Source organism: Streptomyces yerevanensis (genome assembly GCF_000716805.1).
In the GTDB taxonomy this organism is placed as follows: Bacteria; Actinomycetota; Actinomycetes; order Streptomycetales; family Streptomycetaceae; genus Streptomyces; species Streptomyces flaveus.
Genome location: NZ_JNWJ01000028.1, coordinates 83,879 through 106,883, shown reverse-complemented (window position 1 = coordinate 106,883; position 23,005 = coordinate 83,879). Strand labels below are relative to the sequence as shown.

Here is a 23,005-nt window from a genome sequence, read left to right as displayed (position 1 = left end):
TCACGGGGGGCCTGAGGGCCTCTCGGCCACCGGTCCCCCACAGCCATGTCCCGCCGCGACGGGTCGGGTGCCTTAACCATGCCCAGAGGTATTGTCAAGGGGGCACGCACGGGCCCCACGATAGCGGCTGTTTTTGACCAGTGAGGAAACGGAGAGCACGCGTGACGCGCAGCGTGTACGTGACCGGGATCGACCGGGGTGACGGTCGCCAGGTCGTCGAGCTGGGAGTCATGGAACTCCTGACCCGCCAGGTCGACCGTGTGGGCGTGTTCCGCCCGCTCATCCATGACGATCCCGACCGTCTCTTCGAACTGCTGCGGGCCCGCTATCGGCTCGCGCAGGACCCGGCGACGGTCTACGGCATGGACTACCACGAGGCGTCCGCGCTCCAGGCCGAGCAGGGCACCGACGAGCTGGTCTCGCAGCTGGTGGACCGCTTCCACCGGGTGGCGCGCGACTACGACGTGGTGCTCGTCCTGGGCACCGACTACGCGGACACGCAGTTCCCGGACGAGCTGTCCCTCAACGCCCGGCTGGCGAACGAGTTCGGCGCCTCCGTCATCCCCGTCGTGGGCGGCCGCGAGCAGACCGCGGAGTCGGTGCAGGCGGAGACCCGCAACGCGTTCCGGGCGTACGACCATCTGGGCTGTGACGTCCTCGCGATGGTGGTGAACCGGGTGGCCCCGCTGGACCGCGCGGAGATCCACACGGGCCTCGACTCCCGCCTCCCGGTGCCCTGTTACGTACTGCCGGACGAACCCGCGCTGGCCGCGCCGACGGTCGCCCAGATCACCCACGCGCTCGGCGGCAGGGTCCTGCTCGGCGACGACTCGGGGCTCGCGCGCGACGCGCTGAACTTCGTGTTCGGCGGCGCGATGCTGCCGAACTTCCTCGGCGCCCTGACCCCGGGCTGCCTGGTGGTCACCCCCGGCGACCGCGCCGACCTCGTCGTGGGCGCGCTCGCCGCGCACAGCGCCGGCACCCCGCCCATAGCGGGCGTCCTGCTCACCCTGGACGAGCGCCCCAGCGACGACGTCCTCACGCTGGCCGCCCGGCTCGCCCCCGGCACCCCGGTCGTCTCGGTGGCCGGCAACAGCTTTCCGACGGCGGCCGAACTCTTCGGCATGGAAGGCAAGTTGAGCGCGGCGACGCCCCGTAAGGCGGAGACCGCCCTCGGCCTCTTCGAGCGGTACGTGGACACCGGCGGCCTCCTCAGCCGGGTCTCGGCACCGAGCAGCGACCGTGTCACGCCGATGATGTTCGAGCACAAGCTCCTGGAGCAGGCCCGCTCGGACAAGCGTCGCGTCGTGCTGCCCGAGGGCACCGAGGAGCGCGTACTGCACGCCGCCGAGGTGCTGCTGCGGCGCGGTGTCTGCGAGCTGACGCTGCTCGGCCCGGTGGAGCAGATCCGCAAGAAGGCGGCGGACCTCGGTATCGACCTCGTCAAGGCCCAGCTCATCGACCCGACGACCTCCGAGCTGCGCGAGCGTTTCGCCGAGAAGTACGCCGCGCTGCGCGCCCACAAGAACGTGTCCGTGGAGCTGGCGTACGACGTGGTCTCGGACGTGAACTACTTCGGCACCCTGATGGTCGAGGAGGGGCTGGCCGACGGCATGGTGTCGGGGTCGGTGCACTCCACCGCGGCGACCATCCGGCCGGCCTTCGAGATCATCAAGACCAAGCCGGATGCGTCGATCGTGTCGTCCGTCTTCTTCATGTGCCTGGCCGACAAGGTCCTGGTGTACGGGGACTGCGCGGTCAATCCCGATCCGAACGCCGAGCAGTTGGCCGACATCGCCGTCCAATCGGCCGCCACCGCACAGCAGTTCGGTGTCGAGCCGCGGATCGCGATGCTCTCGTACTCGACCGGGACGTCCGGCTCGGGCGCGGACGTGGACAAGGTGCGCCGGGCCACCGAACTGGTCCGCGCGAGCCGCGACGATCTGAAGATCGAGGGCCCGATCCAGTACGACGCCGCCGTGGAGCCGTCGGTCGCGGCGACCAAGCTGCCGGGGTCCGAGGTCGCCGGGCAGGCGTCCGTGCTGATCTTCCCGGACCTCAACACCGGCAACAACACGTACAAGGCCGTGCAGCGTTCGGCCGGCGCGATCGCCGTCGGCCCGGTTCTGCAGGGCCTGCGCAAGCCGGTCAACGACCTGTCCCGCGGCGCGCTCGTCGGGGACATCGTGAACACCGTCGCCATCACGGCGATCCAGGCCCAGGCCCAGACCCCCAGTCCCTCGCTCACGACCTCGAAGGCTTCCGCCCTGTGAACGGCACCCGCGTCCTCGTCCTCAACTCCGGCTCCTCGTCGGTGAAGTACCAGCTGCTCGACATGCGGGACAGCAGCCGTCTCGCGGTGGGTCTCGTCGAGCGCATCGGTGAGGAGACGTCCCGCCTGAAGCACACCCCGCTGGCGAACGGGGGCAAGGCACGCGAGCAGACCGGCCCGATCGCCGACCACGAGGCCGCCCTGAAGGCCGTCGCCGAGGAGCTGGGCAAGGACGGACTCGGCCTGGACTCCCCCGAGTTGGCGGCGATCGGCCACCGGGTCGTGCACGGCGGCAAGCAGTTCACCGAGCCGACGGTCATCGACGAGCGGGTCCTCGCGGAGATCGAGCGGCTGATCCCGGTGGCGCCCCTGCACAACCCGGCCAACCTGACGGGCATTCGTACGGCACAGGCGCTGCGCCCGGACCTCCCGCAGGTGGCCGTCTTCGACACGGCGTTCCACACGACGATGCCGGAGTCCGCGGCCCGCTACGCGATCGACGTCGAGACCGCCGACGAGCACCGCATCCGCCGCTACGGCTTCCACGGCACCTCGCACGCGTACGTCTCGCGCGCGACGGCCCGGCTCCTCGGCAAGGATCCGTCCGAGGTCAACGTCATCGTGCTGCACCTGGGCAACGGAGCCTCGGCTTCGGCTGTCCGGGCAGGCAGGTGCGTGGACACGTCCATGGGGCTGACGCCTTTGGAGGGGCTGGTGATGGGTACGCGATCCGGAGACCTGGATCCGGCGGTCATCTTCCATTTGGCACGTGTTGGCGGGTTGTCCATGGACGAGATCGACACTTTGCTGAACAAGAAGAGCGGCCTGATCGGCCTGTGCGGCGACAACGACATGCGAGAGATCCGTCGCCGCGTCGACGAAGGGGACGAGCGGGCGCGGCTCGCCTTCGACATCTACATCCACCGCCTGCGGAAATACATCGGCGCCTATTACGCGGTGCTCGGCCGGGTGGACGCGATCGCCTTCACGGCGGGGGTCGGTGAGAACTCGGCCCCCGTGCGCGAGGCTGCGGTCGCGGGCCTGGAGGGGCTGGGCCTGGCGGTCGACGCCGAGCGCAACGGCGCCCGGTCCGACGAGCCGCGGCTGGTCTCGCCGGAGGGTGCGCGGGTCGCGGTGGCCGTCGTCCCGACCGACGAGGAACTGGAGATCGCCACCCAGACGTACGCACTTGTGGGCAGCCCCGAGGCGCCCGTCGGCGGTTCACAAGCCCTCAACTGAGCGGCATTCCGCCCCTTTGTAGCTTCCACCAGACGGAATATTCCGTACTGAAACAAACCGTTAGGATCGCCCCCATGCGCCGTTCCAAAATCGTCTGCACACTGGGCCCAGCCGTCGACTCCCATGAGCAGCTTGTGTCGCTCATCGAGGCCGGTATGAACGTGGCCCGCTTCAACTTCAGCCATGGCTCGCACGCCGAGCACCAGGGGCGGTACGACCGTGTCCGGGCCGCCGCCGAGGAGACGGGCCTCGCGATCGGCGTACTGGCCGACCTCCAGGGCCCGAAGATCCGCCTTGAGACCTTCGCCGAGGGACCCGTCGAGCTGGAGCGCGGTGACGAGTTCACCATCACCACCGAGGACGTACCGGGCGACAAGGCCATCTGCGGCACGACCTACAAGGGCCTGCCGGGCGACGTCGCCAAGGGCGACCAGGTCCTGATCAACGACGGCAACGTCGAGCTGAAGGTCGTCGAGGTCGAGGGCCCCCTGGTCCGGACGGTCGTCATCGAGGGCGGCGTCATCTCGGACCACAAGGGCATCAACCTGCCCGGCACGGCCGTGAACGTGCCCGCGCTGTCCGAGAAGGACGTCGAGGATCTGCGGTTCGCGCTGCGCATGGGCTGCGACCTGGTCGCGCTGTCCTTCGTGCGTGACGCCGACGACGTGAACGACGTACACAAGATCATGGACGAGGAGGGCCGCCGGGTCCCCGTCATCGCCAAGGTGGAGAAGCCGCAGGCGGTGGAGAACATGGAGGCCGTGATCGCGGCCTTCGACGGCGTCATGGTCGCCCGCGGCGACCTGGCCGTCGAGTACCCCCTCGAGAAGGTCCCGATGGTGCAGAAGCGCCTCGTGGAGCTGTGCCGCCGCAACGCCAAGCCGGTGATCGTCGCGACTCAGATGATGGAGTCGATGATCACCAACTCCCGCCCCACGCGCGCCGAGGCGTCCGATGTGGCCAACGCGATCCTGGACGGCGCGGACGCGGTCATGCTGTCCGCCGAGTCGAGCGTGGGCGCGTTCCCGATCGAGACCGTGAAGACGATGTCGAAGATCGTCCAGGCCGCCGAGCAGGAACTGCTCTCCAAGGGCCTGCAGCCGCTCGTACCGGGCAAGAAGCCGCGTACGCAAGGCGGTTCGGTGGCCCGTGCCGCGTGTGAGATCGCGGACTTCCTGGGCGGCAGGGGCCTGGTGGCCTTCACCCAGTCCGGCGACACCGCCCGCCGGCTGTCCCGCTATCGCGCGGTCCAGCCGATCCTGGCCTTCACCCCGGACGAGTCCACCCGCAACCAGCTCACGCTGAGCTGGGGCGTCGAGCCCCACGTCGTGCCGCTCGTCAGCAGCACCGACGAAATGGTCGACCTGGTAGACCAGGAGATGGTCAGGCTGCGGCGGTTCAACGACGGCGACACGGTGATCATCACCGCCGGTTCGCCTCCCGGCGTGCCCGGCACCACGAACATGGTGCGGGTGCACCACTTGGGCGGCTGACCGCCCGTACGGCCTGTAGGGCCGCTGTACGTCACTGAGGGCGCCCCCTGCCGCGCAGGGGGCGCCCTCAGGGTGTGTGCGGCTCCCGGAGCGCCCCGTAAGGGGCGCGGGGAACTGCGCGACCAGCCATAGGCGGCCCGCAGTTTCCAGACTGCACCTCCAGCGGAGCGCCCCGTGGGACTACCCAAGCGGCGTGGTGTACTGCTGCAGGCCGGGGACGGTCAACGTCCCGCCGAACTGGGCGGCCTGCACGACCTTCACCTTCGTGAAGTAGATCAGCGGGATGTTCAGCGGCGGCGGGTGCTTCGGGTCGAACGTGACCGGGATCAGGCCGAGCAGGTTGCCGGAGATGCTCTCCGTGTACATGACCGTCTTGCCGTCACGGATGGTGGACGTGGTTCCCTTGCCCGCCTGCACGTGGTGCTTGGCGCCGGCCTTCTTGTCGTCGACGGTCTGGTGCAGATCACCGATGTCGGTGCCGTCGGAGATCACGTACTTCAGGACCTCCTTGACCGTGCCGTTGGCGGTCTTCACCTTGACAACGCCCTGGTAGTCGGCGCCCTTGAGCAGCAGCGAGCTGGCCTCCAGCTGCCAGGGGTCGTCGGCCAGGGCCGGGATGCCCTGCTCGACACCGCCCTCGTCCTCCGTGGCGGCCGGGCAGTTCTCAGGGTCCGTGCCCTCACTCGCGGACGGGCTCGGGGTCGGGGACGGGCTGGCCTCGTCGGCTGCCTCCTCCGCCTTCTCCGCGGTGTCCTCGGCGGTCTCCTCGGCCTTCTCAGCCGCGTCGTCCGCCTTGTCCGTGACGTCCTTGGCGGCGTCCTCGACCGTGTCTGTCGCCTTGTCCGCGGCGTCCCCAGCAGTGTCCTCGGCCTTCTCGGCCTCGTCCTTCGCCTTGTCCTCGTTCGCCGACGGGGAGGGAGTGGGCGAGGGGCTGGCCGCCGCCTCTTCCTCCTTCTCCTTGTCGTCGGGCGTGAAGAGATCCTCCAGCGCCTTGCCGAGGCCCAGCGGGTCGAGCGGGTGATTGCTCTCGGACGGGGAAGGAGACGGCGCCGGCTCCTCCTCGGCCGGCTCCTCGGGAGCCGGGTCGGCGGGCTCGGGCTCAGGCTCGGTCTCGGGCTTGTCGTCGGAACCTGAATCCGACGAAGAGCCGTTGTCCGACGAGCCGTTGTCCGCGGAACTGTCGCCCGAAGCGTCCTCACCCGAGGAGCCCTGCTCCTCCTTGTCGTCGGACGCGGGTGGGCTCGTCGAGGCGGAGGGCGAGGGCGACGCCGACGCGTCCTTGCCCTCCTCGCTCTCCTCCTCGAGCGCGTCGACGCACTCCTTGTACTCGTCGATCGTCAGGTTCTTCGCCGACGGCTTGTCGTCGGCCCGGGCGAGCGTCGGCGTGAGGCCCATGCCCATGAGGATCGCGGTCGGCATCGACGCGATGGCCACCGCCTTGCCCGCGGGCATCTGCAGCCTCGTCAACAAGGGCTTCTTGGGGGCTGCATGCCGCGGCCCGGTTCTCGCCCGGGGCACCCCCGAGCTCACGCGGTGGACCTCCTCAGGCACGGTGCCTCCCGTTCGCCCCGTTGCTCGGGCTCGTTCCTGACAGATCGTTCGGCTCGTTCGCCCCGCCCGCCGCCATGGCTCCGGGGGCGCCTCCTTCGTCCGTACGGTCCGTCTTGGCCGGCCCCGCCGCGGGCTCCTCGCCGGGTGCCCAGGACACGGCCATCGCCCCGCCGAACAGCGCCAGCAGGAAGCCGACTACGAACCCACCAAGGTTCGCCACCGGAATGGACACCAGCGCCAGCAGGATCGCCGCCACACCGGCGAAGACCCGTACATGCTTCTGGAACCACAGGCTGATGCCGAGCACGATCAGCAGCACGCCGATGATCAGGGAACCCGCGCCCGCGGTGGTGGCCATCGCCAGGGTCAGGTGACCTATCTGGAGATTCGCGTACGGGAAGTAAATGATCGGGATCCCGCCGAGCAGGATGAACAGTCCGGCCCAGAACGGTCGGCTGCCCCTCCAGGCGCGGAACAGCAGCCGCTTGTCGGTGAACTGGCTGCGCGTGGCTGGAGTCTCGGCGCTCATGGAAAACAGCTCCCTGGAACGGCGTTGCTGTGAGGGTGAAAGCTGGGTGTGGGGGGGGTGGCGAGTCTACGGACCGGGTGGTGTCGGACGGACATCGATGACGACATCCGACGAACCTGCATACGGACTTCAAAGACGAGAAGGAGGTGTGACGGGCGAGGAAGCGGGACTCCCCCACCCGTCACGGAGCGCCTAGTAGCACTCCTTGACGCCCGTGGACAGCTTCATCGTCAGCCCGCTCAGCTTGAAGGTTCCGGCAGTGGTCGCCCACGCCGTCTGCTCCACTTCCTTGAGCAGGACCTCGTCGGCCTGCTGCGCGAATCCGAACGGGTTCGCCTTGTCGCCCTTGGCAATGCCGGGACCCTTGTTGGCGTCTCCGGCGGCCACACCGATGTCGATGTTGGTGAACTCGGCATCGGCCTTCAGGTCGGCGACGTCGATGTACAGATTCTTCGCCTCGACCGGCGTTTCACCGCCACCGGCCCTGAGGACGAGGCTGACATTGCCGAGCACCGGGATGTTCGGCGTGACGACGGACTGGCACAGGTCCTTGATCGTCGCGGTCTCGAACGCCGAGACCGCGACGGGGTGCGACGTCTTCTTGCCGTCGAGGGTGTAACCCTCGTCGATGGCGCCGTACTGCGAAAAGCCTGTGCCCTTGAGCTCCTTGGTCGTCACCTTGAACGACTGGCCCGACACGCTGAACGACGCGGCGAGAGCACTGTTGGCCAGGGCCATGCCTATCGCGGCCGTCGCGGCCACGCTGGGCACCATGACAACCGCGAACCGCTTCCATCTGGTCCCGCCACGCACATGGGACTCCATATTTCCTCCTTCTCGGACGTACATCTCCGGCCCTGACGGCCCCCGGTCGGCGGCTCAGTCGGGCAGGGATGGGAGAAGTGCTACGTCCTCGGGAAGGAGAGCGCCCGTACGTCAGAGGCGCGAAGGGCGCCCCAACACAAGCGATCACCCCCGAGCGACAACCACTGGTCGCGCCTGAACACTTCACGCACAACCTGCCGGACAGGCTCCGCTCGAAAGCAGAGACCCCCCTGTCCAAGGAGTGACGCCACTGCCGCCGCTCCTACTCGGTGGGGACCCAGTGAAACCCGTTGCCCCGATTGGCTGTCGGGAACGGGAATGGACCGAGCGTGGCCGATCGTGGTGCATTCACGCCGTCTTCCGCAAGGGGGATCGTTACTGGCTAGTAACGGCCGGATAACCGAACAACGACCCCCCGGTATCGGCCGACAGCGGAGGGTGCCCCCGAGGTGGGCACCAAAACGATTGATCCTCGGACGGAATCCGACAGATCAACGCCCGTCTCTTACTCCAAGTAACAGCGGCCGCGTTTACCAAGATTTGGTAAAACGCGGCCGCAAGGTCGTTGAGTCGACAAATCTTTCACTCAGGCACCAGGGGTCACAGTGGTTGCACACTGGTTGCCTCAGTGATCACGCCCGGTCAGAACAAGGCACGGGCCAGTGCTCTGCGTGCAGCAGTCACGCGCGGATCGTCACTGCCGACCACCTCGAACAGCTCCAACAACCGCACACGCGCGGCTTCCCGGTCGTCACCGGCCGTACGCGCCACGGTGTCGACAAGCCGTCCGAACGCGTCCTCGACATGACCACCCACCAGATCCAGGTCCGCCGCGGTGATTTGAGCCTGTACGTCCGCCGGCTTGTCGGCGGCGTCCTTGCGCACCTGCTGCGGATCGACGTCCTGCACGCGCTGGAGCAACTCGGCCTGGGCAAGGCCCAGTTTGGCCTCCGTATTACCCGGGTCGTCACTCAGCACGTTCTTGTACGCCTGCACCGCACCACCCAAGTCCCCCGCGTCCAGGGCCTGTACGGCGGCTTCGAGCAGCGCGTCGTACGGACCGGCCGGCACCTCGGGAGCCGCCTCGGCCTCACTACCAGGCCTGGCCTCCGCGTCCGGGTCGACCGCGATGCCGGTCAGGCCGAAGCGCTGCTCGGCGACCTGGATGAGCTGGTCGAGAGTGCCCCGGATCTGCGGCTCGGGGGCGGCACCTTGGAAGAGCGGCAGGGCCTGGCCGGCCACCACCGCGAAAACAGCCGGGATCCCCTGGATCCCGAACTGCTGCATCAACATCTGATTCGCATCGACGTCGATCTTGGCGAGGACGAACCGGCCGTTGTACTCGACGGCGAGCCGCTCCAGGAGCGGGCTCAGCTGCTTGCACGGCTCGCACCACTCGGCCCAGAAGTCGATGACGACGGGCACCTCGGTGGAGCGCTGCAGGACGTCCCGCTCAAAACCCGCCTCGTCTACGTCGATGACAAGGCTCGCGGCGGAGACGGCACCCCCGCCGCCCTGTTTCGCCGTTTCGGCGCGCGCCTGCTCCGCCTTCGCCTTGGCCTCCTGGGCCGCCTTCACCGCGGCGAGGTCGACGACTCCGCTCATGGACATGTTCCGTGGCTGCATGAGTTCATCTTCCCCCCTCCGCGCACGTACCGGAAAAGCACGGTAAAAAGCCGGGCCTGCCGCGTGGCGTCCGACGCCGGGTCCCCACCTGGCGTCTGCGTGGTTGTCGCTGTGGTCGTCGCTCGTACGCAGGCTTTCGCTACGAGCCGTAGCGTAACTGGCCCGGGAACCGCCGCGGAACCATCTCCCAGTGACCTCCCTCACCTTGCTTCCCCCCACCGCACCACCGGAACCCCTGGATATGGTCAACGGATGCAGAGCCGCACTTCCGCCCCACGCGCCACAGGGGGCCGCCCCCGCAGCGCCACCGCGGACGCGGCGATCCTGGAGGCGACGCGCGCGGCGCTGGTGGAACTCGGCTGGTCCAAGTTGACGCTCGGCGATGTGGCGACGCGCGCAGGCGTCGCCAAGACGACCCTCTACCGCCGCTGGGCCGGCAAGAACGAACTCGTCGTGGACGCGGTGGCGGAGCTCTTCGACGAACTGGAAATCCCCGACCGCGGCAGCCTCGCGGCGGATGTCGAGGGCGTGGTGCTCCAGTTCGCGGTGATCCTGGCGCGACCGGAGGCGAAGAGCGGCCTGATGGCGGTGATAGCGGAGTCGGTCCGCGACGACGCACTGCGCGCACGCATCCGCACATCGATCGTCGACCGGCAGAAGCGCCTGGTCCTGGAGGGCCGGGCCCGCGCCCAGGTCCGCGGAGAACTACCGCCCGAGACGGATCTCAAGGAGTCGGCCCGCACCGCGGACCTGATCTTCGACGTGATCGCGGGCACGGTGGTGCACCGGGCCTTGGTGAGCGCAGAGCCCGTCGACACGGACTGGGCCCGGGCCTTCGCCAAGCTCCTGCTGAACGGCCTGACCGCATCGGCAACGGCCTGACGCACGGGTTCAACGCCGCCACCCCGGAGGGCACCGTCCGCCTCCGCGAAAGCGACACCCCACACGAGATCATCGCCGCTATGCCCGCCCAACTGGGCCACCTGATACGAGCGGTGAAAGCAGACCGCTCCCCTCAGCCACCACACGCAGCAGGTCATGCGGATAGCGGTGCGGCATCTTGACGCCCGTACGGCCGGTGAAGAGCGGACCGCCACGCGTGCTGTCACGGGGTGAACGCCTGCGCGGAAGGTAGGCGTTGACGGCCTCGCCGACCAGCGGCGGCAGGGGGACCATACGGTGTCCTCCCCCAGGGTCCGGCAGCCGCAGCGTGTCGGCGCCCCGGCCGATGTCCCGCTCGGTGCTCAGGTCATCGAGGTGGATGGCCAGGACCGCGCCGGAGCGCAGCCCCAGGCCGAGTTGCAGGTAGCCGCAGGCGCGGTCCTGGTGAGGGTGGGACGACTCGGCAGGGCCCCGTTCGTCGAACGCGGCGAGGAGCACGGCGATCTGCCATGGGTCGAGGCCCGCCGGAGTCAGCTGGGCCGGATTCGTGAGGCGGGGGCGGCGGGCCGCCGGGTTGTACACGACGGCGTCCCTGCGGAGGGCGTACGCGTAGAAGGAACGGACCGCGGAGACGCGCCGGGCCGTGGCGCTGTGCGGTGCCCCGGGCCGATGGGCCCACAGGGCGATGTGCTGAGCGGCGACCCGGTCCCAGGACGGCCCGGCCTCACGGCAGTGCCGGAGCCAGTCGTCGGCATGTTCCCGGTAGTTCTCGCGCGTACGCGAGGGGTACACGGTCGCCGCCAGCCACGGCTCCAGCAGTTCGTACGGATCCCAGCCCATGGTGCCCTCCTCCGCGGGCCATCCTGGCACGGGGATTCGGCACCGGAGCGGGTGTTGCCGACGCCGAGGACGACAGAGAGGAGGGAGGCGTGCGGCGCGGCGGGCGGTTGCGTGAACAGTGGCTGATCGTGGGCTGGGTGGGGGTCTGGTGTGCTGTACTTGGAGGCAGAGAAGGCACCGTCTGGGCCGTCAATGCTTTGCTCAGGCGGATACCCAAGCTCACCAGGAGCCTGTCGGATGTCCCCAGGACCGGGGGGATATCCGGCTACCTGCTGAGCCACCAGAGAAGGTGGGCCTCGCTCGGAGCAGGAACTCCAAGCGAGGCCCCGGCTCACCAGGAGCCAGTCGGATGTCCCCAGTCCGTGTGGGGATATCCGGCTACCTGGTGAGCCACCAGAGCAGCCACCTCCTCGCGTGCTTCGCCGCTCGCTCCGGCAAGAGCCGGAGCAGCCGCATGACGAGAGTCGGTTTCTGCTCCTCGTGACAGCCCATGTGGGGGCGTCCTCCCTTCGACGTGAGGCGGCCAGTCACGGTCCCGGGACCGCTCTCGTCGGGCCGGGCCCCGAAGAGGAGGGGCCCGGAGTGAAGGGAGGACGCGCCCATCGGGCGCGTCACGGCTGAAGTCTACCGGCCGAACTCACCGGCTGTGACGGGTGCTTCACCATCAGTGCGCGACGTTCAGGCGGACACCGCCGACGGCCCGCACCTTTCACAAAAGGTGCGGGCCGAAGTGAGGCCGACGGGCCTACGTGTCGACGAGGTGCTTGACGTCGCCCACGACCTCCTCCCCGTAGTGGAACGCCTTCCCCAGTGCCTCGATCTGGGCGGAGGTGAGATTGTCGAGGAGCAGCCGGGCGTCACGCCGCACTGACAGCACGCTCGCCGGCTCGAGTGCCTCCACGAACTCGTTGGCAATGTCGCTCATAAGTCCGGGTGAGACGGAGGTTCGGTCAGGGCGTCTGCGCTTGCAACAGGGGTGTTCCTCTCGGCCGTCTCGCCGAGAGGAACACCCCTGTTGGTTATGTTGCCGGTCAGCCGGTCTCCGTCATCGCGTTCCCGACTGCCTTCACCAGGCCGTTCGCGAGGGCGAGTGCGTTCTCACGGTAGAACCCGATCTTGATGTGGAAGTCCTCTTCCGACACGAACACGCTGTACAGCGACAGCAGCACGGCATGCAGGACGTGCAGTTCTTCGATCGAGAACACGTTCTGGTCGGCGCCCTTGACCCGCTCGTACAACCGCTCGAGACGAGCGGTGTTGCACCCTGCCCAGACACGGATCGTCGCGTCCGCCTCTCGGCGGTGAATGATCCACAGCAGAGCCTCTTTGACCAGGTCTCGCTGCGCTCCGACGAACCTCACCGAGAACGCGTCGCTGCCTTGCTGATGAACGAACGGCTTGTCCCTCAACGTCAGCTCCCACCGTTCTGCAAGACGTAACGTCCTCCTTGCACGTGCTCTTCGAACAAGCGGAGTTCGTACTGGTAGGCGTGGATGTCTCGGGACGTCTCCACCACCAACACCCCACGCGTGTGATCGTACGCAAGGTTCGAGCCCGTCCTCGTGTCGCGGTAGTCGGTGCGGCCGCGCCACTCGGCGAGATAGTTCCCGAGAGCCCTCAGGTCATGGCCGATCCCTGGGATCGCGTGGTCCAGGGCGTTTGCGGTGCCATCGTGCATACGCCCTGCCATGTAGTCCACGCCGTCGGCCACCTCCCTGCTGTGTCGCCACTCGATCTCGGAGTACAGGTCATCGTCCAGAACTCCGTCGCAGTTGTGGACGAGCAGGGGTGTGGATCCGGCGAACACGTAGAAGGTGTGAAGGTCGTCGACAGTGAGGTCCCACACGGTCTGCGGTACGGTGACCGCCCGCATGCTCACCACAGCGTCCGTTGCACCACTTCGGGTCCGGAGCCTGTCGCCCCTGTGCAGTTCAGATGCCAGCGCCCATCCGCGGCCTGCCACGTACAGCCGGTGGCCCGGAGTCGTGAGGATCCGTCCGCCGTCAGTGACCGTGATCTCTATGAGCTCGTCGACGTGGTGGGAGAAGGTCGCGGTGACGTGCGCCGAGCGCGTGACACCAGTTTCCGGGTCGGTCGCCAGTACCTTGTCGCCGTCGGTGATCGTGTTGATCGTCTTGCGTGAACCGTCGGCCAGCATTACCTGCGTTTCCGCAGGGAAGCTGTTGACCCGGCAGCTCGTTGCCAGGTCGTCTGCTCCCTTCTTCCCGATACCGGCGACGGCGTCGGGGTCCAGGCCGATCTCCTTCACGCCCTTCCAAGCGTTGCCGATGCCAGCTCCGGTCTTCAGCGCATCACCGAGCTTGGCAACGGCCTCGACAGCCTTACCGATGGCTTTACCGGGGATGAAGTTGGAGGCCGCCCACGCACATCCGCCGGCGCTGCCGTGCCAGCAGTCCACGAAGTCCTGGACCAACAACTCCTTCCCGAGCTTCAGGTAGGTCTGGACGAGACCCTTCAGGATGTCCGCCTGGGTGAAGGTCCGGGTGACCTTCTTGGTCAGGTTCTTGAAGGTCTGCGGCCCTAGGAACACCGTGTCCGACGCGGGGCACCCGGATTGGGTGGCCGGGACGTTGGGGTTGGCGCACAGGTAGAAGTCGACGGTCGCGTTGAACTTGAGCGTGAACGTGACGGTGCAGCTCGTTCCGAACCCGGGCGGGAGTTCGCACGGGTTGTCCTGCTTGGCGTCGGTGATTTCGATGCTGTCCTCGTCGACGACGTAGAACGTGCCGCCGATTCCCGTGCCAGCGCCCGCCGCGACCTGCTGGTTCGCCTCCTTCCGCGCGGCCTCCTCCGCGGCCTGCTGCGCCGACTCCGCGTACTTCTGCGCGTCCTTCGCAGCCGCCTCGGCCGCGGTGGCCTCCTCGGCGGCGCGGGTGGCCGCCGCTCGGGCGTCCTTCGCCGCCTGCTCGGCCTCGGACGCCGCCGTGCGGGCGGCTGCCGCGTCCAGGGCCGCCTGGTCGGCGGAGGCGCGGGCGTCCTTGGCGTGGCCCTCGGCGCGGCCGGCCGCCCTGTCGGCTGCTGAAGCGTCCTCGGTGGCCTGTCGGCCGTGCTCGATGGTGCGGGCCAGCGACTTCTGGGCTTCCGCCGCGTAGCCCGCGGCCTCGGCGGCGTAACCCAGCGCCTCCTTCGCCGACTTGCGGGCGGCGGCGGCAAAGCCGGCGGCCTCGGCGGCCAGCGTGTAGGCGGCCTTGGCGTCCCCGGTCGCCGCGTTCGCGAGGCTCTGCGCCTGCGTGGCGTTCTTCTGGGCGTTGGCGGCGTGTGCCTCGGCCACGGCCTTCTGCTGTTCGGCGATCGTCTTCGACGACTGTCCCGTCAGCACTACGAGCCCCGCGGCGAAGTCCGTGGTGACGTAGGGGGAACCGAGCTGGATCGCGTCGTTCGCCGGCGCGGCTACCTGCCGCGCCGAGTTGCCCGCGTCCTCCGCCGCCTGAGCGGTGATGTACGCGTGGCCGGCAGCGTCCGCCGCTCCCGCGACCGCCTTGGCCGCCTCGGCCTTGGACGCGTCGGCCTGCTTCTTCGCGTTGGCGGCGTCCTTCTCGGCGTCGTCGGCGAGCTTGTCCGCCGTACGAGCCGCCGAGGCGGCGTCCTGGGAGGCCTTGATCGCGTCGGCTGCCGTGCTCGTCGCCGTACGCACCGCCGCGTCGGCCTTCAACTTGGCGGCCTTCGCGTCGTCGGCGTCGGAGCGGGCCCGCTTGGCCGCCGCCTCCGCGCGCGTCGCCGCAGCGTCGGCGTCAGCCGCCGCCTTCGTCGCCGCGTCCGCCTCGGAGCGGGCCGACTTCGCGGCCGCCTCCGCGTCATCGGCATGCTTGTCGGCCTCGTCCGCCGCCGTCCGCGACTCCTTCGCGTCGTCGGCCGAATCGTGGGCCGCGGCGTAAGCGTCCTTGGCGTCGGCCTTGGCACGCGCCGCGTTCGCCTTGCTCTCGGCGTCCCAGGCTTCGTCCCGCTTGCCCTTCGCCCGGTCCCGGGCGTCTTCCGCGTCCTGGCGCTTCTCCCGGGCGGTGGACTCGGCGGCCTCCGCCTTGCCCTTGGCCTCGCCCGCGGTCTTCGCGTAGCCCTCGGCGTTGTTCTTGTGCTGGGCGGCCTCTGCCTGCTTCTGCGCGGCGAGTTCCTTCTCCGCCTTCGCGGTCTGCTCCTCCTTCTCCGCCGACAGCCGCTTGGCGCGCGCCACGGCGGCGGCCGCCTTCGCGTCCGCCTCGGCCTTCTGCGTCTCGGCGAGCTTGGCCTTGGTGGTGTCGCGGGCGGTCTTGGCGTTCTGTGCCTGTACGGCGGCCGCGTCGGCGGCGGCCTTCGCCTGCGCCCTGGCCTCGTTGGCGGCGGCCGTACGGAACGCCGCCTTGGACGCGGCGGCCTGCGTCACCGCGCGGGCGGCGATGGTGGCGCTGTCCCCGGCGGAGGCGCGGGTGGCCGCGTACGCGGTGTCGCCAGCCTTCGACATGGCCTCCAGCGCGGCGGCCGACGCCTTCGTCACCTGGGCCTTCTGCTGTCCGACGAGTAGACCTCGGCCCCGGGGAGCACCGGCCTTGTCGGCGATTGCGTAGGCGGCCTGTGCGGCGGTGTCCGTGGTCGTCGCTGCCGTCTTCGCGGTGGCGGCCTGGGTCTTGATCAGGTCGAGCTGCTTCTTCGCCGCGGTCTGGGCATCGGTGACGCCCTTCTTCGCCTTGTCGAACTGGGCCTTCGTCGGGTAGTCGAGGTCGTCGGTGCCCTTGTGACCGGACGGCGTGATGTCGAACTTCTGCGGGTCGGTGCCCTTGCAGTCCCACATCCGCGCGTCACGGCTGTTGGCGTACGTCGCGAGGTCCAGGCAGTTGCCGGTGCCCGGGTTGTACAGGCGCGTGGTCGCGTGGGTGTTGTACTGCCACTTCTGGGCGGCGGTGTTGTTGCACGTCCAGATCTGCAACGCCGTGCCGTTCGCGGTGTCGGAGCTCTTGATGTCCAGGCACTTGCCGGAGTTGACGTTGACCAGCGCTTCGCCGCGGATCTGCCACTTCTGTCCTGCGCCGCCGTTACAGGTGTAGATCTGCACCGGGGTGCCGTTGTCCTTCTTGCCCCCGCCCACTTCGAGGCACTTGTCGGCGGCACCGTGCGCGTGGATGACCATCGGGCTGTCGCCGATCCAGCCGGGGCCACCGGCGGACCAGTAGTCCTGCCAGCGGGCCAGCCGATCCGCGACCCACGACTGGCCCAGCATCTCCCCCAACGCCTTGGAGCCGGTCGCGAGGGCCTTGGTGGCGCCGACGTTGGCGCTGAGGATCCGGTTGCGCTGGGCGGCCTGCGCGGAGATCTCCTGCTGCCACTCGGCAGTCGCGTCGGCGACCTGCTTGCCGAGGACCTTGCTCGGGTCGACCGGCCCACGCCAGGCGCAGGAGGCGAAACGGGCCTTCAAGTCCTCGACGGCGATGCGGTGTTCGACGCTGCCCGGCTCGGCCGCGGTCCGCGGGAAGCCGCCGGAGGCGAGGAAGACACGGGCGTTGTCCGCACCCGTCGGCTCCATGGACCAGTTCACCAAGCCGTCCCACGCGCGGTGTTCGGCGTATGCCTGCTGCCACTGCGGATTGGGGAGCGACGGGTCAGGGTCGTTGGCGTAGAGCGGGGTGCCGAGGTCCTTGACTGCCTTGACCGTGGCGTCGTCGGCCTTCGGGGTCGGGTCCTCGTAGAAGTCTCCCTCGCTCTTCCAGAACCCGTCCCAGATCCACTGGCTCAGCCCGGTCTGCTCGAAGAAGCTCGGGCCCGTCCCCGTGGTGCCCGGCGGCCAGTGGAACCCGGTTTCGGTGAATCCGGCCGGGGTGCTCAGGCCGTCCAGCGGCTTCTTCCACACCTCGGTGTACGCGTTGAGCGCCGTTCCCTCCTTGTGGGCGGTGGTCTCGTCCGTCTCGAACGCCTTCGCCAGCGGGGTGTCGGTCCAGTGCTCACGGTCGGCCGCGGTGTGCAGCTTGTCCGGCGTCTGGTTGAGCGCGTTCTGCGCGGTGGTGAACATGGCCGGGCCGCCCATGCGAAGCACGTCGGCCATCAGGCACTGGTCCTGCCTCAACTGCTCGGCGGCCTCGGCGTCGAACCCGTCGTAACTGTCGGCCACCGGGCTGGCATTGGGGGTCCGGTCGTCGATCACGTCGGGTTGGCCGGCGACCGTGGCCAGCACGGCGAGCGCGAGTACCGACGGAACAAGTCGCGCTAAGCGTCTTCTTTTTCGCTTCGAGGGCATGAACGGCCCTGATCTGGAACGCAAAAGAGCATCCGTTCTTCGTGTGGGGAGGGCAGGCCGAAGGTGCCCGTCCGAAAACGTGGAGGCGCCGTGAGACGGTCAGGAGGCCGTACGGCTCAGATGCGCGTCAGAGATCGCGGCATGACGAACGAACCCTTCCCCCGTAGCGACGGTGCCCCCCGGTCGCTGGTTGACGTGCGCGGTAGCGGAGTGGTCAACTCCGCTCGCGACGCGACCGAACGGTAACTTATCTGTGTGTTACATGTGAAGGAAGTGTTCACAAGCGTTTCGGGAACGTAATGAAACTGACCGGACCATGCCAGGCCGAGCAAGACACGCATCAAGCCGAGCAAGGCACGCATCAAGTCGGCACACGAAAAGGCGGTGAGGGGAACGACACCCCCTCACCGCCCTCAGCGGACAACACCGTCGGCGCTAGAACCCCGCCGGCTCCGTATAGACCCCCCACTCGTCCCGCAGCACGTCGCAGATCTCCCCCAGCGTCGCCTCCACCCGCACCGCGTCCAGCATCGGCTCGATCATGTTCGAGCCGTCCCGCGCAGCCGCGAGCATCGCGTCGAGCGCGGACCGTACGGCGGTGGCGTCCCGCGCGGACTTGCGAGAGCCCAGCGCCCGTACCTGCTCCCGCTCCACCTCATGACTGACCCGCAGGATCTCCAGGTCACCGGTCACAGAGCCGTGGTGGACGTTCACCCCCACCACCCGCTTGTCCCCCTTCTCCAGAGCCTGCTGGTACTGGAAGGCGGACTCGGCGATCTCGCCGGTGAACCAACCGTCCTCGATGCCCCGCAGAATGCCGGAGGTGATGGGCCCGATGGGGTGCTGCCCGTCCGGGTGGGCCCTGAGCCCTCGCTCCCTGATCTGCTCGAAGATCTTCTCGGCTTCCGCCTCGATCCGGTCGGTCAGCTGCTCGACGAACCACGAACCGCCCAGCGGATCCGCCACGTTGGCGACCCCGGTCTCCTCCATCAGCACCTGCTGCGTACGCAGCGCGATCTCGGCCGCCTGCTCGGACGGCAGCGCCAACGTCTCGTCCAGCGCGTTGGTGTGCAGCGAGTTGGTCCCGCCCAGCACGGCAGCCAGCGCCTCGACCGCCGTACGCACCACGTTGTTGTACGGCTGCTGCGCCGTCAGCGAGACACCGGCGGTCTGCGTGTGGAAGCGCAGCCACTGGGCCTTCTCGGACTTCGCCCCGTACACGTCCCGCATCCACCGCGCCCAAATCCGCCGCGCCGCACGGAACTTGGCGATCTCCTCGAAGAAGTCGAGATGCGCGTCGAAGAAGAAAGACAGGCCAGGTGCGAAGACGTCCACGTCCAGGCCGCGGGACAGGCCCAACTCGACGTAACCGAACCCGTCGGCAAGCGTGTACGCCAGCTCCTGCGCGGCCGTCGAGCCGGCCTCGCGGATGTGGTAGCCGGAGACGGACAGCGGCTTGTACGCGGGGATCTTCGACGCGCAGTGCTCCATCAGGTCGCCGATGAGGCGGAGATGGGGCTCGGGCTGGAAGAGCCACTCCTTCTGCGCGATGTACTCCTTGAAGATGTCCGTCTGGAGCGTGCCGTTCAGGACGGACGGGTCGATGCCCTGGCGCTCGGCAGCGACCAGGTACATGCAGAAGACCGGTACGGCCGGCCCGCTGATCGTCATCGATGTCGTGACGTCACCCAGCGGGATGTCCTTGAACAGGACCTCCATGTCCGCGGCGGAGTCGATCGCGACCCCGCAGTGCCCGACCTCGCCGAGCGCACGCGGATCGTCGGAGTCGCGCCCCATGAGCGTGGGCATGTCGAAGGCCACGGACAGACCGCCGCCGCCGTTGGCGAGGATCGACTTGTAGCGCTCGTTGGTCTGCTCGGCGTTCCCGAACCCGGCGAACTGCCGGATGGCCCACGTCCGCCCTCGGTAGCCGGTCGCGTAGAGCCCGCGCGTGTAGGGGTACTCCCCCGGCCAGCCGATCCGCTCGAACCCGTCGTACGTGTCTCCGGGCCGTGGCCCGTACACCGGCTCCACCGGATCGCCGGAAAGCGTCGTGAAGTCGGCCTCACGCTTTCGTGAAGCGTCGTACCGGGCCTGCCAGCGTCGGCGGCCCTCTTCGATGGCGTCAGCGTCCATACCTTCGAATTTACTAGGACGTCCTAGTAAATGTCGACGGCAAACCGCCACGGACTGCTCCATGGCGGTAATGACTCAGGTCTCGATGAAGGTTCAGGCCTTGGCCACGGCGGCCGGGTCGTCCACGACCTTGGTCTCCAGCTCACGCGTGACCTTGCGCTCCACGAAAAACGCGGCCGTCGGCACCGTACCCGCGAGCAGCACCCACAGCAGCTTGGGCACCGGCCACTTCGCCTTGGAGCCCATGTCGAAGGCGAACACCAGGTAGACGACGTACAGCCAGCCGTGCGCGATGCTGACCACACGCGTGAAGTCCGCGGCGCCGTCCACGTCGAGCACGTACTTGCCGACCATCCCGACAACCAGCAGGACCAGCAGCACACCGGTGACGTAGGCCATGACGCGGTAGCGGGTCAGCACGCTTTTTTTCATGAGTACGAGCGTAACCGGGGGTTTCGTGCGATCTTCGGGCGCCCCCGGAGCCGTACGCCCCGGTCCTAGCCTTCCTCGAAGTCGTGCGCGGCGATGCGCAGAGGCCGCAGCATCGCGAAGATCTCGGCGCACTCCTCCGCGTCGTACGCGCTGAGCCCGAAGTCCATCGCCATCAGGTCGCGGGTGGCCGCCTCGACGACCTCGCGGCCCTTGTCGGTGATGGAGGCGAGCGTGCCACGGCCGTCGTTGGGATTGGGCCGCTTGTCCACCAGGCCCGACCTGACCAGCCGGTCGATGGTGTTCGTCACCGACGTGGGGTGCACCATGAGCCGCTCGCCGATCTTGGACATCGGCAGTTCGCCGGCTTTGGAGAAGTTGAGCAGCACGAGTGCCTCGTAGCGCGCGAACGTCAGCCCGTACGGCTTGACGACCGCGTCGACCTCGGCCAGCAGGATCTGGTGCGCGCGCATGATCGAGGTGATCGCGGCCATGGACGGCACGGACCCCCAGCGCTGCTTCCAGAGTTCGTCGGCGCGTGCGATGGGATCGAAAGGAAGACTGAGCGGCTTCGGCACGGCAGAGACCCTACCGGCCGGTCATATCGTGGTCAGCCCCGTCTCGCGCTTCGGTCCCCGACTTCTGCCGTACGTCCCGTACGCCGCACCTCCAGCACCAGGAGTACGCAGCAGACGGTCCCGAGCACCCCGACTGAGCCCACGACCGTGCTGACCGACCAGAACTCGGCGGCGAGCCCGGCCAGCGCCATCCCCACGCCCTGGATCGTCATAAGGCCGGCCGTGTGCACGGTCATGGCCCGCCCGCGCAGTTCCTCGGGCACGGCGTCCACGAACCAGCGGTCGAGACCGAGGGTGTACGCGCCTGCCGACCCGGCGAGGAGCAGCGCGAGCAGGATCCAGCCGAGGCCCGGGTGGAGCGGGTAGACGAGGAGCGGCAGCAGCCCGCCGGCGGCGAGGGGCAGCACGATCCGGGAGCGGGCCGTGGGCGACAGGGCGGCACCGGCGTACAGCTCACCGGCGATCGTGCCGACCGGCATCGCGCACATCAGCAGCCCGACCCAGGCGGCGCCGACCCCGATCTCGTCCGCGTACGCGGCGGCCAGCGCCTCGGGGGCGACGACGAACATCGGCGGCGCCCACAGGAGCAGCAGCAACGCCCGGATACGGCGGTCGCCGAGGACCTCGCGGGTGCCGGCGAGCGAGTACCGTACGAGCGATCCGCCTCCGGCGCGCGCGGGCCTGCGCCGGGTCCCGAAGCGCAGGAGGAGCGCCGAGGCGAGGAAGGTGCCCAGCGTGATGGCCAGCGCCCCGCGCGGCGACACGAAGGTGAGCAGGACTCCGCCGAGTCCGAAGCCCACGAGTACGGCGCTCTGCGACACCATCCGCAGCAGCGAGCGCCCGAGCACGAACAGGTCGCCGTCCCCGAGGATCTCGGTCAGCGTGGCCATCCGCGTCCCGTTGAACACCGGCGACACGGCCGCGATGACACACCGCAGCGCCAGCAGCGCGGCCACCGGCGTCGACGGCAGTGCCATCAGCGCCGCGCACCCGGCGCACACCAGGTCGCACCCGACGAGCACGCGCCGTGCGGGAAACCGGTCCGCGACCCCGGCCAGGAGCGTCCCGCCCGCGATATACGGCAGGAAGCCCAGCGCGAAGGCCAGCGCGCTGAGCAGCGGTGACCCGGTCAGCCCGTACACGAGCACGGTCAGCGCGATCTCGCTGACGACGACGCCGAGCAGGGAGAGGGCGTGGGCGGCGAAGACGGCACGGAACTCGCGTACGGCGAAGACGGCTCCGTAACCGGCGGTGTCAGGTGGTACGGGCAGCGTCGTTGTGCTCTTCTCTTGCACGCCTTGCAGCTCTTCTGGCATGGGCAGCAGCGTGCACGCGCCCATACCGGCCGCCGTAGAGTTTCGGCACCAGCCGAATCTTCGAGCCGTCATGGGAGGGGGTGCGATGCCGTTCCGTCTGCACTTCGGCGAGGACGACCTCCTGCGGTGCCGCTTCGCGGTGTCCCCGCTGTGGGAGACGCAGGAAGCGGTACGCACGCTCAACCGGCCCGAGCGGCACGGCTATCACGCGCGCTGGCTGCGCCGCATCCGTACGGCTGCCGTCGGGCTCGACCTCACACCGCTGTGGCTGTTGATGCCCCGGCGTGGGCACACCCCCGACTGGCTCGGACCGCCGCCGATCGGCCCGGCCGCCCCGTTCGAGGAGGAGATCGCAGCGGTCCGCGCCGCCGAACCGCGGGCGGCCCGCGAGGACACGGCGCGGGCACTCGCGGACACGCCAGGAGCCGTCGAATCCCCGCTCGGGCGCGCCCTGTTGAGGGATCCCGTCCGTATGATCCAGCGGCTGGCCGACCTGCTGGAGGCGGCCTGGCATACCCTCGTCGAGCCGGACTGGCCCCGGCTGCGCGCCCTGCTGGAAGCCGACGTCACCTTCCATTCGCGCCGCCTCGCCGAAGTGGGCCTCGGTGGACTGCTGCCGGAGCTGGACCGGCGGTTCACCTGGGAGTCGGGCACGCTCACGGTCGACTGGAAGGGCGAGCACGTACGCGAACTCGGCGGCCAGGGGCTGGTGTTGATGCCGAGCGTCTTCTCCTGGCCGGACGTGGTGAGCGGTTTCGACCCTCCCTGGCAGCCGACGCTGGTCTACCCGGCGCGCGGCATCGGCGGCCTGTGGGCCGAGCCGACCGACCGCACCCCCGACGCTCTCGTACGCCTCCTCGGCCGCGGCCGGGCCACCGTACTGACCGCGCTCGACGAACCCGCCACCACGACAGCCCTCGCCCACCGCCTCGCCCTCGCACCCTCCTCCGTCTCCGCACACCTGTCGGCGCTGCGGGACGCGGGCCTGCTCGTCTCACGCCGGTACGGGCACCAGGTGCTGTACGAGCGGACGCCGCTGGGTATGGCCCTGGCGTCGGGCGGCGGTTGA

16 protein-coding genes and 1 pseudogene are annotated in these 23,005 nt (G+C 69.0%); 5 read left to right on the top strand and 12 right to left on the bottom strand.

The features are described from left to right. The first annotated feature begins 161 nt into the window (after positions 1-161). The 3 genes from pta (at position 162) to pyk (ending at position 5,004) form a co-directional block, all read left to right on the top strand. Positions 162-2,273, top strand: a complete 2,112-nt coding sequence (gene pta / locus OP79_RS27820; RefSeq protein ID WP_033323958.1) for a phosphate acetyltransferase — start codon at positions 162-164, stop codon at positions 2,271-2,273. Continuing rightward, positions 2,270-3,511, top strand: coding sequence for an acetate kinase (locus OP79_RS27815; RefSeq protein WP_051744968.1), 1,242 nt, complete (start codon positions 2,270-2,272; stop codon positions 3,509-3,511). The genes pta and OP79_RS27815 overlap by 4 nt, the downstream gene beginning before the upstream one ends. Positions 3,512-3,585: 74 nt before the next feature. Next, complete coding sequence (gene pyk / locus OP79_RS27810) at positions 3,586-5,004, top strand: pyruvate kinase (RefSeq protein WP_033323956.1); 1,419 nt, start codon at positions 3,586-3,588, stop codon at positions 5,002-5,004. 180 nt (positions 5,005-5,184) lie between these two features. Here pyk and OP79_RS27805 read toward each other — a convergent pair whose 3' ends face one another. From OP79_RS27805 to OP79_RS27790, 4 genes are all read right to left on the bottom strand, one after another. Further along, positions 5,185-6,456, bottom strand: a complete 1,272-nt coding sequence (locus tag OP79_RS27805) for a hypothetical protein (RefSeq protein WP_033323955.1) — start codon at positions 6,454-6,456, stop codon at positions 5,185-5,187. A gap of 91 nt (positions 6,457-6,547) precedes the next feature. Further along, positions 6,548-7,084: a DUF6114 domain-containing protein gene (locus OP79_RS27800; protein WP_033323953.1), complete on the bottom strand. Its 537-nt coding sequence runs from the start codon at positions 7,082-7,084 to the stop codon at positions 6,548-6,550. 192 nt (positions 7,085-7,276) lie between these two features. Further along, positions 7,277-7,909 (bottom strand): DUF6230 family protein, encoded by a 633-nt coding sequence (locus tag OP79_RS27795; protein WP_033323951.1) that lies wholly within the window; start codon positions 7,907-7,909, stop codon positions 7,277-7,279. A 642-nt stretch (positions 7,910-8,551) separates the two neighbouring features. Beyond that, on the bottom strand, positions 8,552-9,535 hold the full coding sequence (locus OP79_RS27790; RefSeq protein ID WP_033323950.1) for a tetratricopeptide repeat protein: 984 nt from the start codon (positions 9,533-9,535) through the stop codon (positions 8,552-8,554). A gap of 252 nt (positions 9,536-9,787) precedes the next feature. Between OP79_RS27790 and OP79_RS27785 the strand changes: the two genes are divergently transcribed. Continuing rightward, on the top strand, positions 9,788-10,417 hold the full coding sequence (locus tag OP79_RS27785) for a TetR/AcrR family transcriptional regulator (RefSeq protein WP_033323948.1): 630 nt from the start codon (positions 9,788-9,790) through the stop codon (positions 10,415-10,417). A 78-nt stretch (positions 10,418-10,495) separates the two neighbouring features. On the opposite strand, the gene OP79_RS27780 is transcribed toward OP79_RS27785, so the two are convergent. The 8 genes and pseudogenes from OP79_RS27780 to OP79_RS27740 form a co-directional block, all read right to left on the bottom strand. Further along, on the bottom strand, positions 10,496-11,257 hold the full coding sequence (locus OP79_RS27780) for a tyrosine-type recombinase/integrase (RefSeq protein ID WP_033323946.1): 762 nt from the start codon (positions 11,255-11,257) through the stop codon (positions 10,496-10,498). Positions 11,258-12,002: 745 nt separating this feature from the next. Continuing rightward, the gene (locus OP79_RS27770; protein ID WP_033323943.1) at positions 12,003-12,182 is read right to left on the bottom strand and encodes a hypothetical protein; all 180 of its coding nucleotides are present in this window, start codon (positions 12,180-12,182) and stop codon (positions 12,003-12,005) included. Positions 12,183-12,288: 106 nt separating this feature from the next. Further along, positions 12,289-12,666, bottom strand: coding sequence for a hypothetical protein (locus OP79_RS27765; RefSeq protein ID WP_033323942.1), 378 nt, complete (start codon positions 12,664-12,666; stop codon positions 12,289-12,291). 2 nt (positions 12,667-12,668) lie between these two features. Beyond that, complete coding sequence (locus tag OP79_RS27760) at positions 12,669-17,477, bottom strand: ricin-type beta-trefoil lectin domain protein (protein ID WP_078492042.1); 4,809 nt, start codon at positions 17,475-17,477, stop codon at positions 12,669-12,671. Between the two features lie 435 nt (positions 17,478-17,912). Further along, positions 17,913-19,613: a coenzyme B12-dependent isobutyryl-CoA mutase large subunit gene (gene icmA, locus OP79_RS27755; RefSeq protein WP_033323939.1), complete on the bottom strand. Its 1,701-nt coding sequence runs from the start codon at positions 19,611-19,613 to the stop codon at positions 17,913-17,915. A gap of 93 nt (positions 19,614-19,706) precedes the next feature. Then, positions 19,707-20,045 carry a DUF3817 domain-containing protein gene (locus OP79_RS27750; RefSeq protein WP_033323937.1) on the bottom strand — a complete coding sequence of 113 codons (339 nt, stop codon included), beginning with the start codon at positions 20,043-20,045 and terminating at the stop codon, positions 19,707-19,709. A gap of 65 nt (positions 20,046-20,110) precedes the next feature. Next, positions 20,111-20,620, bottom strand: coding sequence for a MarR family winged helix-turn-helix transcriptional regulator (locus tag OP79_RS27745; protein ID WP_033323935.1), 510 nt, complete (start codon positions 20,618-20,620; stop codon positions 20,111-20,113). Between the two features lie 10 nt (positions 20,621-20,630). Beyond that, positions 20,631-21,924, bottom strand: a pseudogene (locus OP79_RS27740) (MFS transporter). A gap of 97 nt (positions 21,925-22,021) precedes the next feature. Here OP79_RS27740 and OP79_RS27735 point away from each other — a divergent pair. Beyond that, positions 22,022-23,005, top strand: a complete 984-nt coding sequence (locus OP79_RS27735) for an ArsR/SmtB family transcription factor (protein WP_033323933.1) — start codon at positions 22,022-22,024, stop codon at positions 23,003-23,005.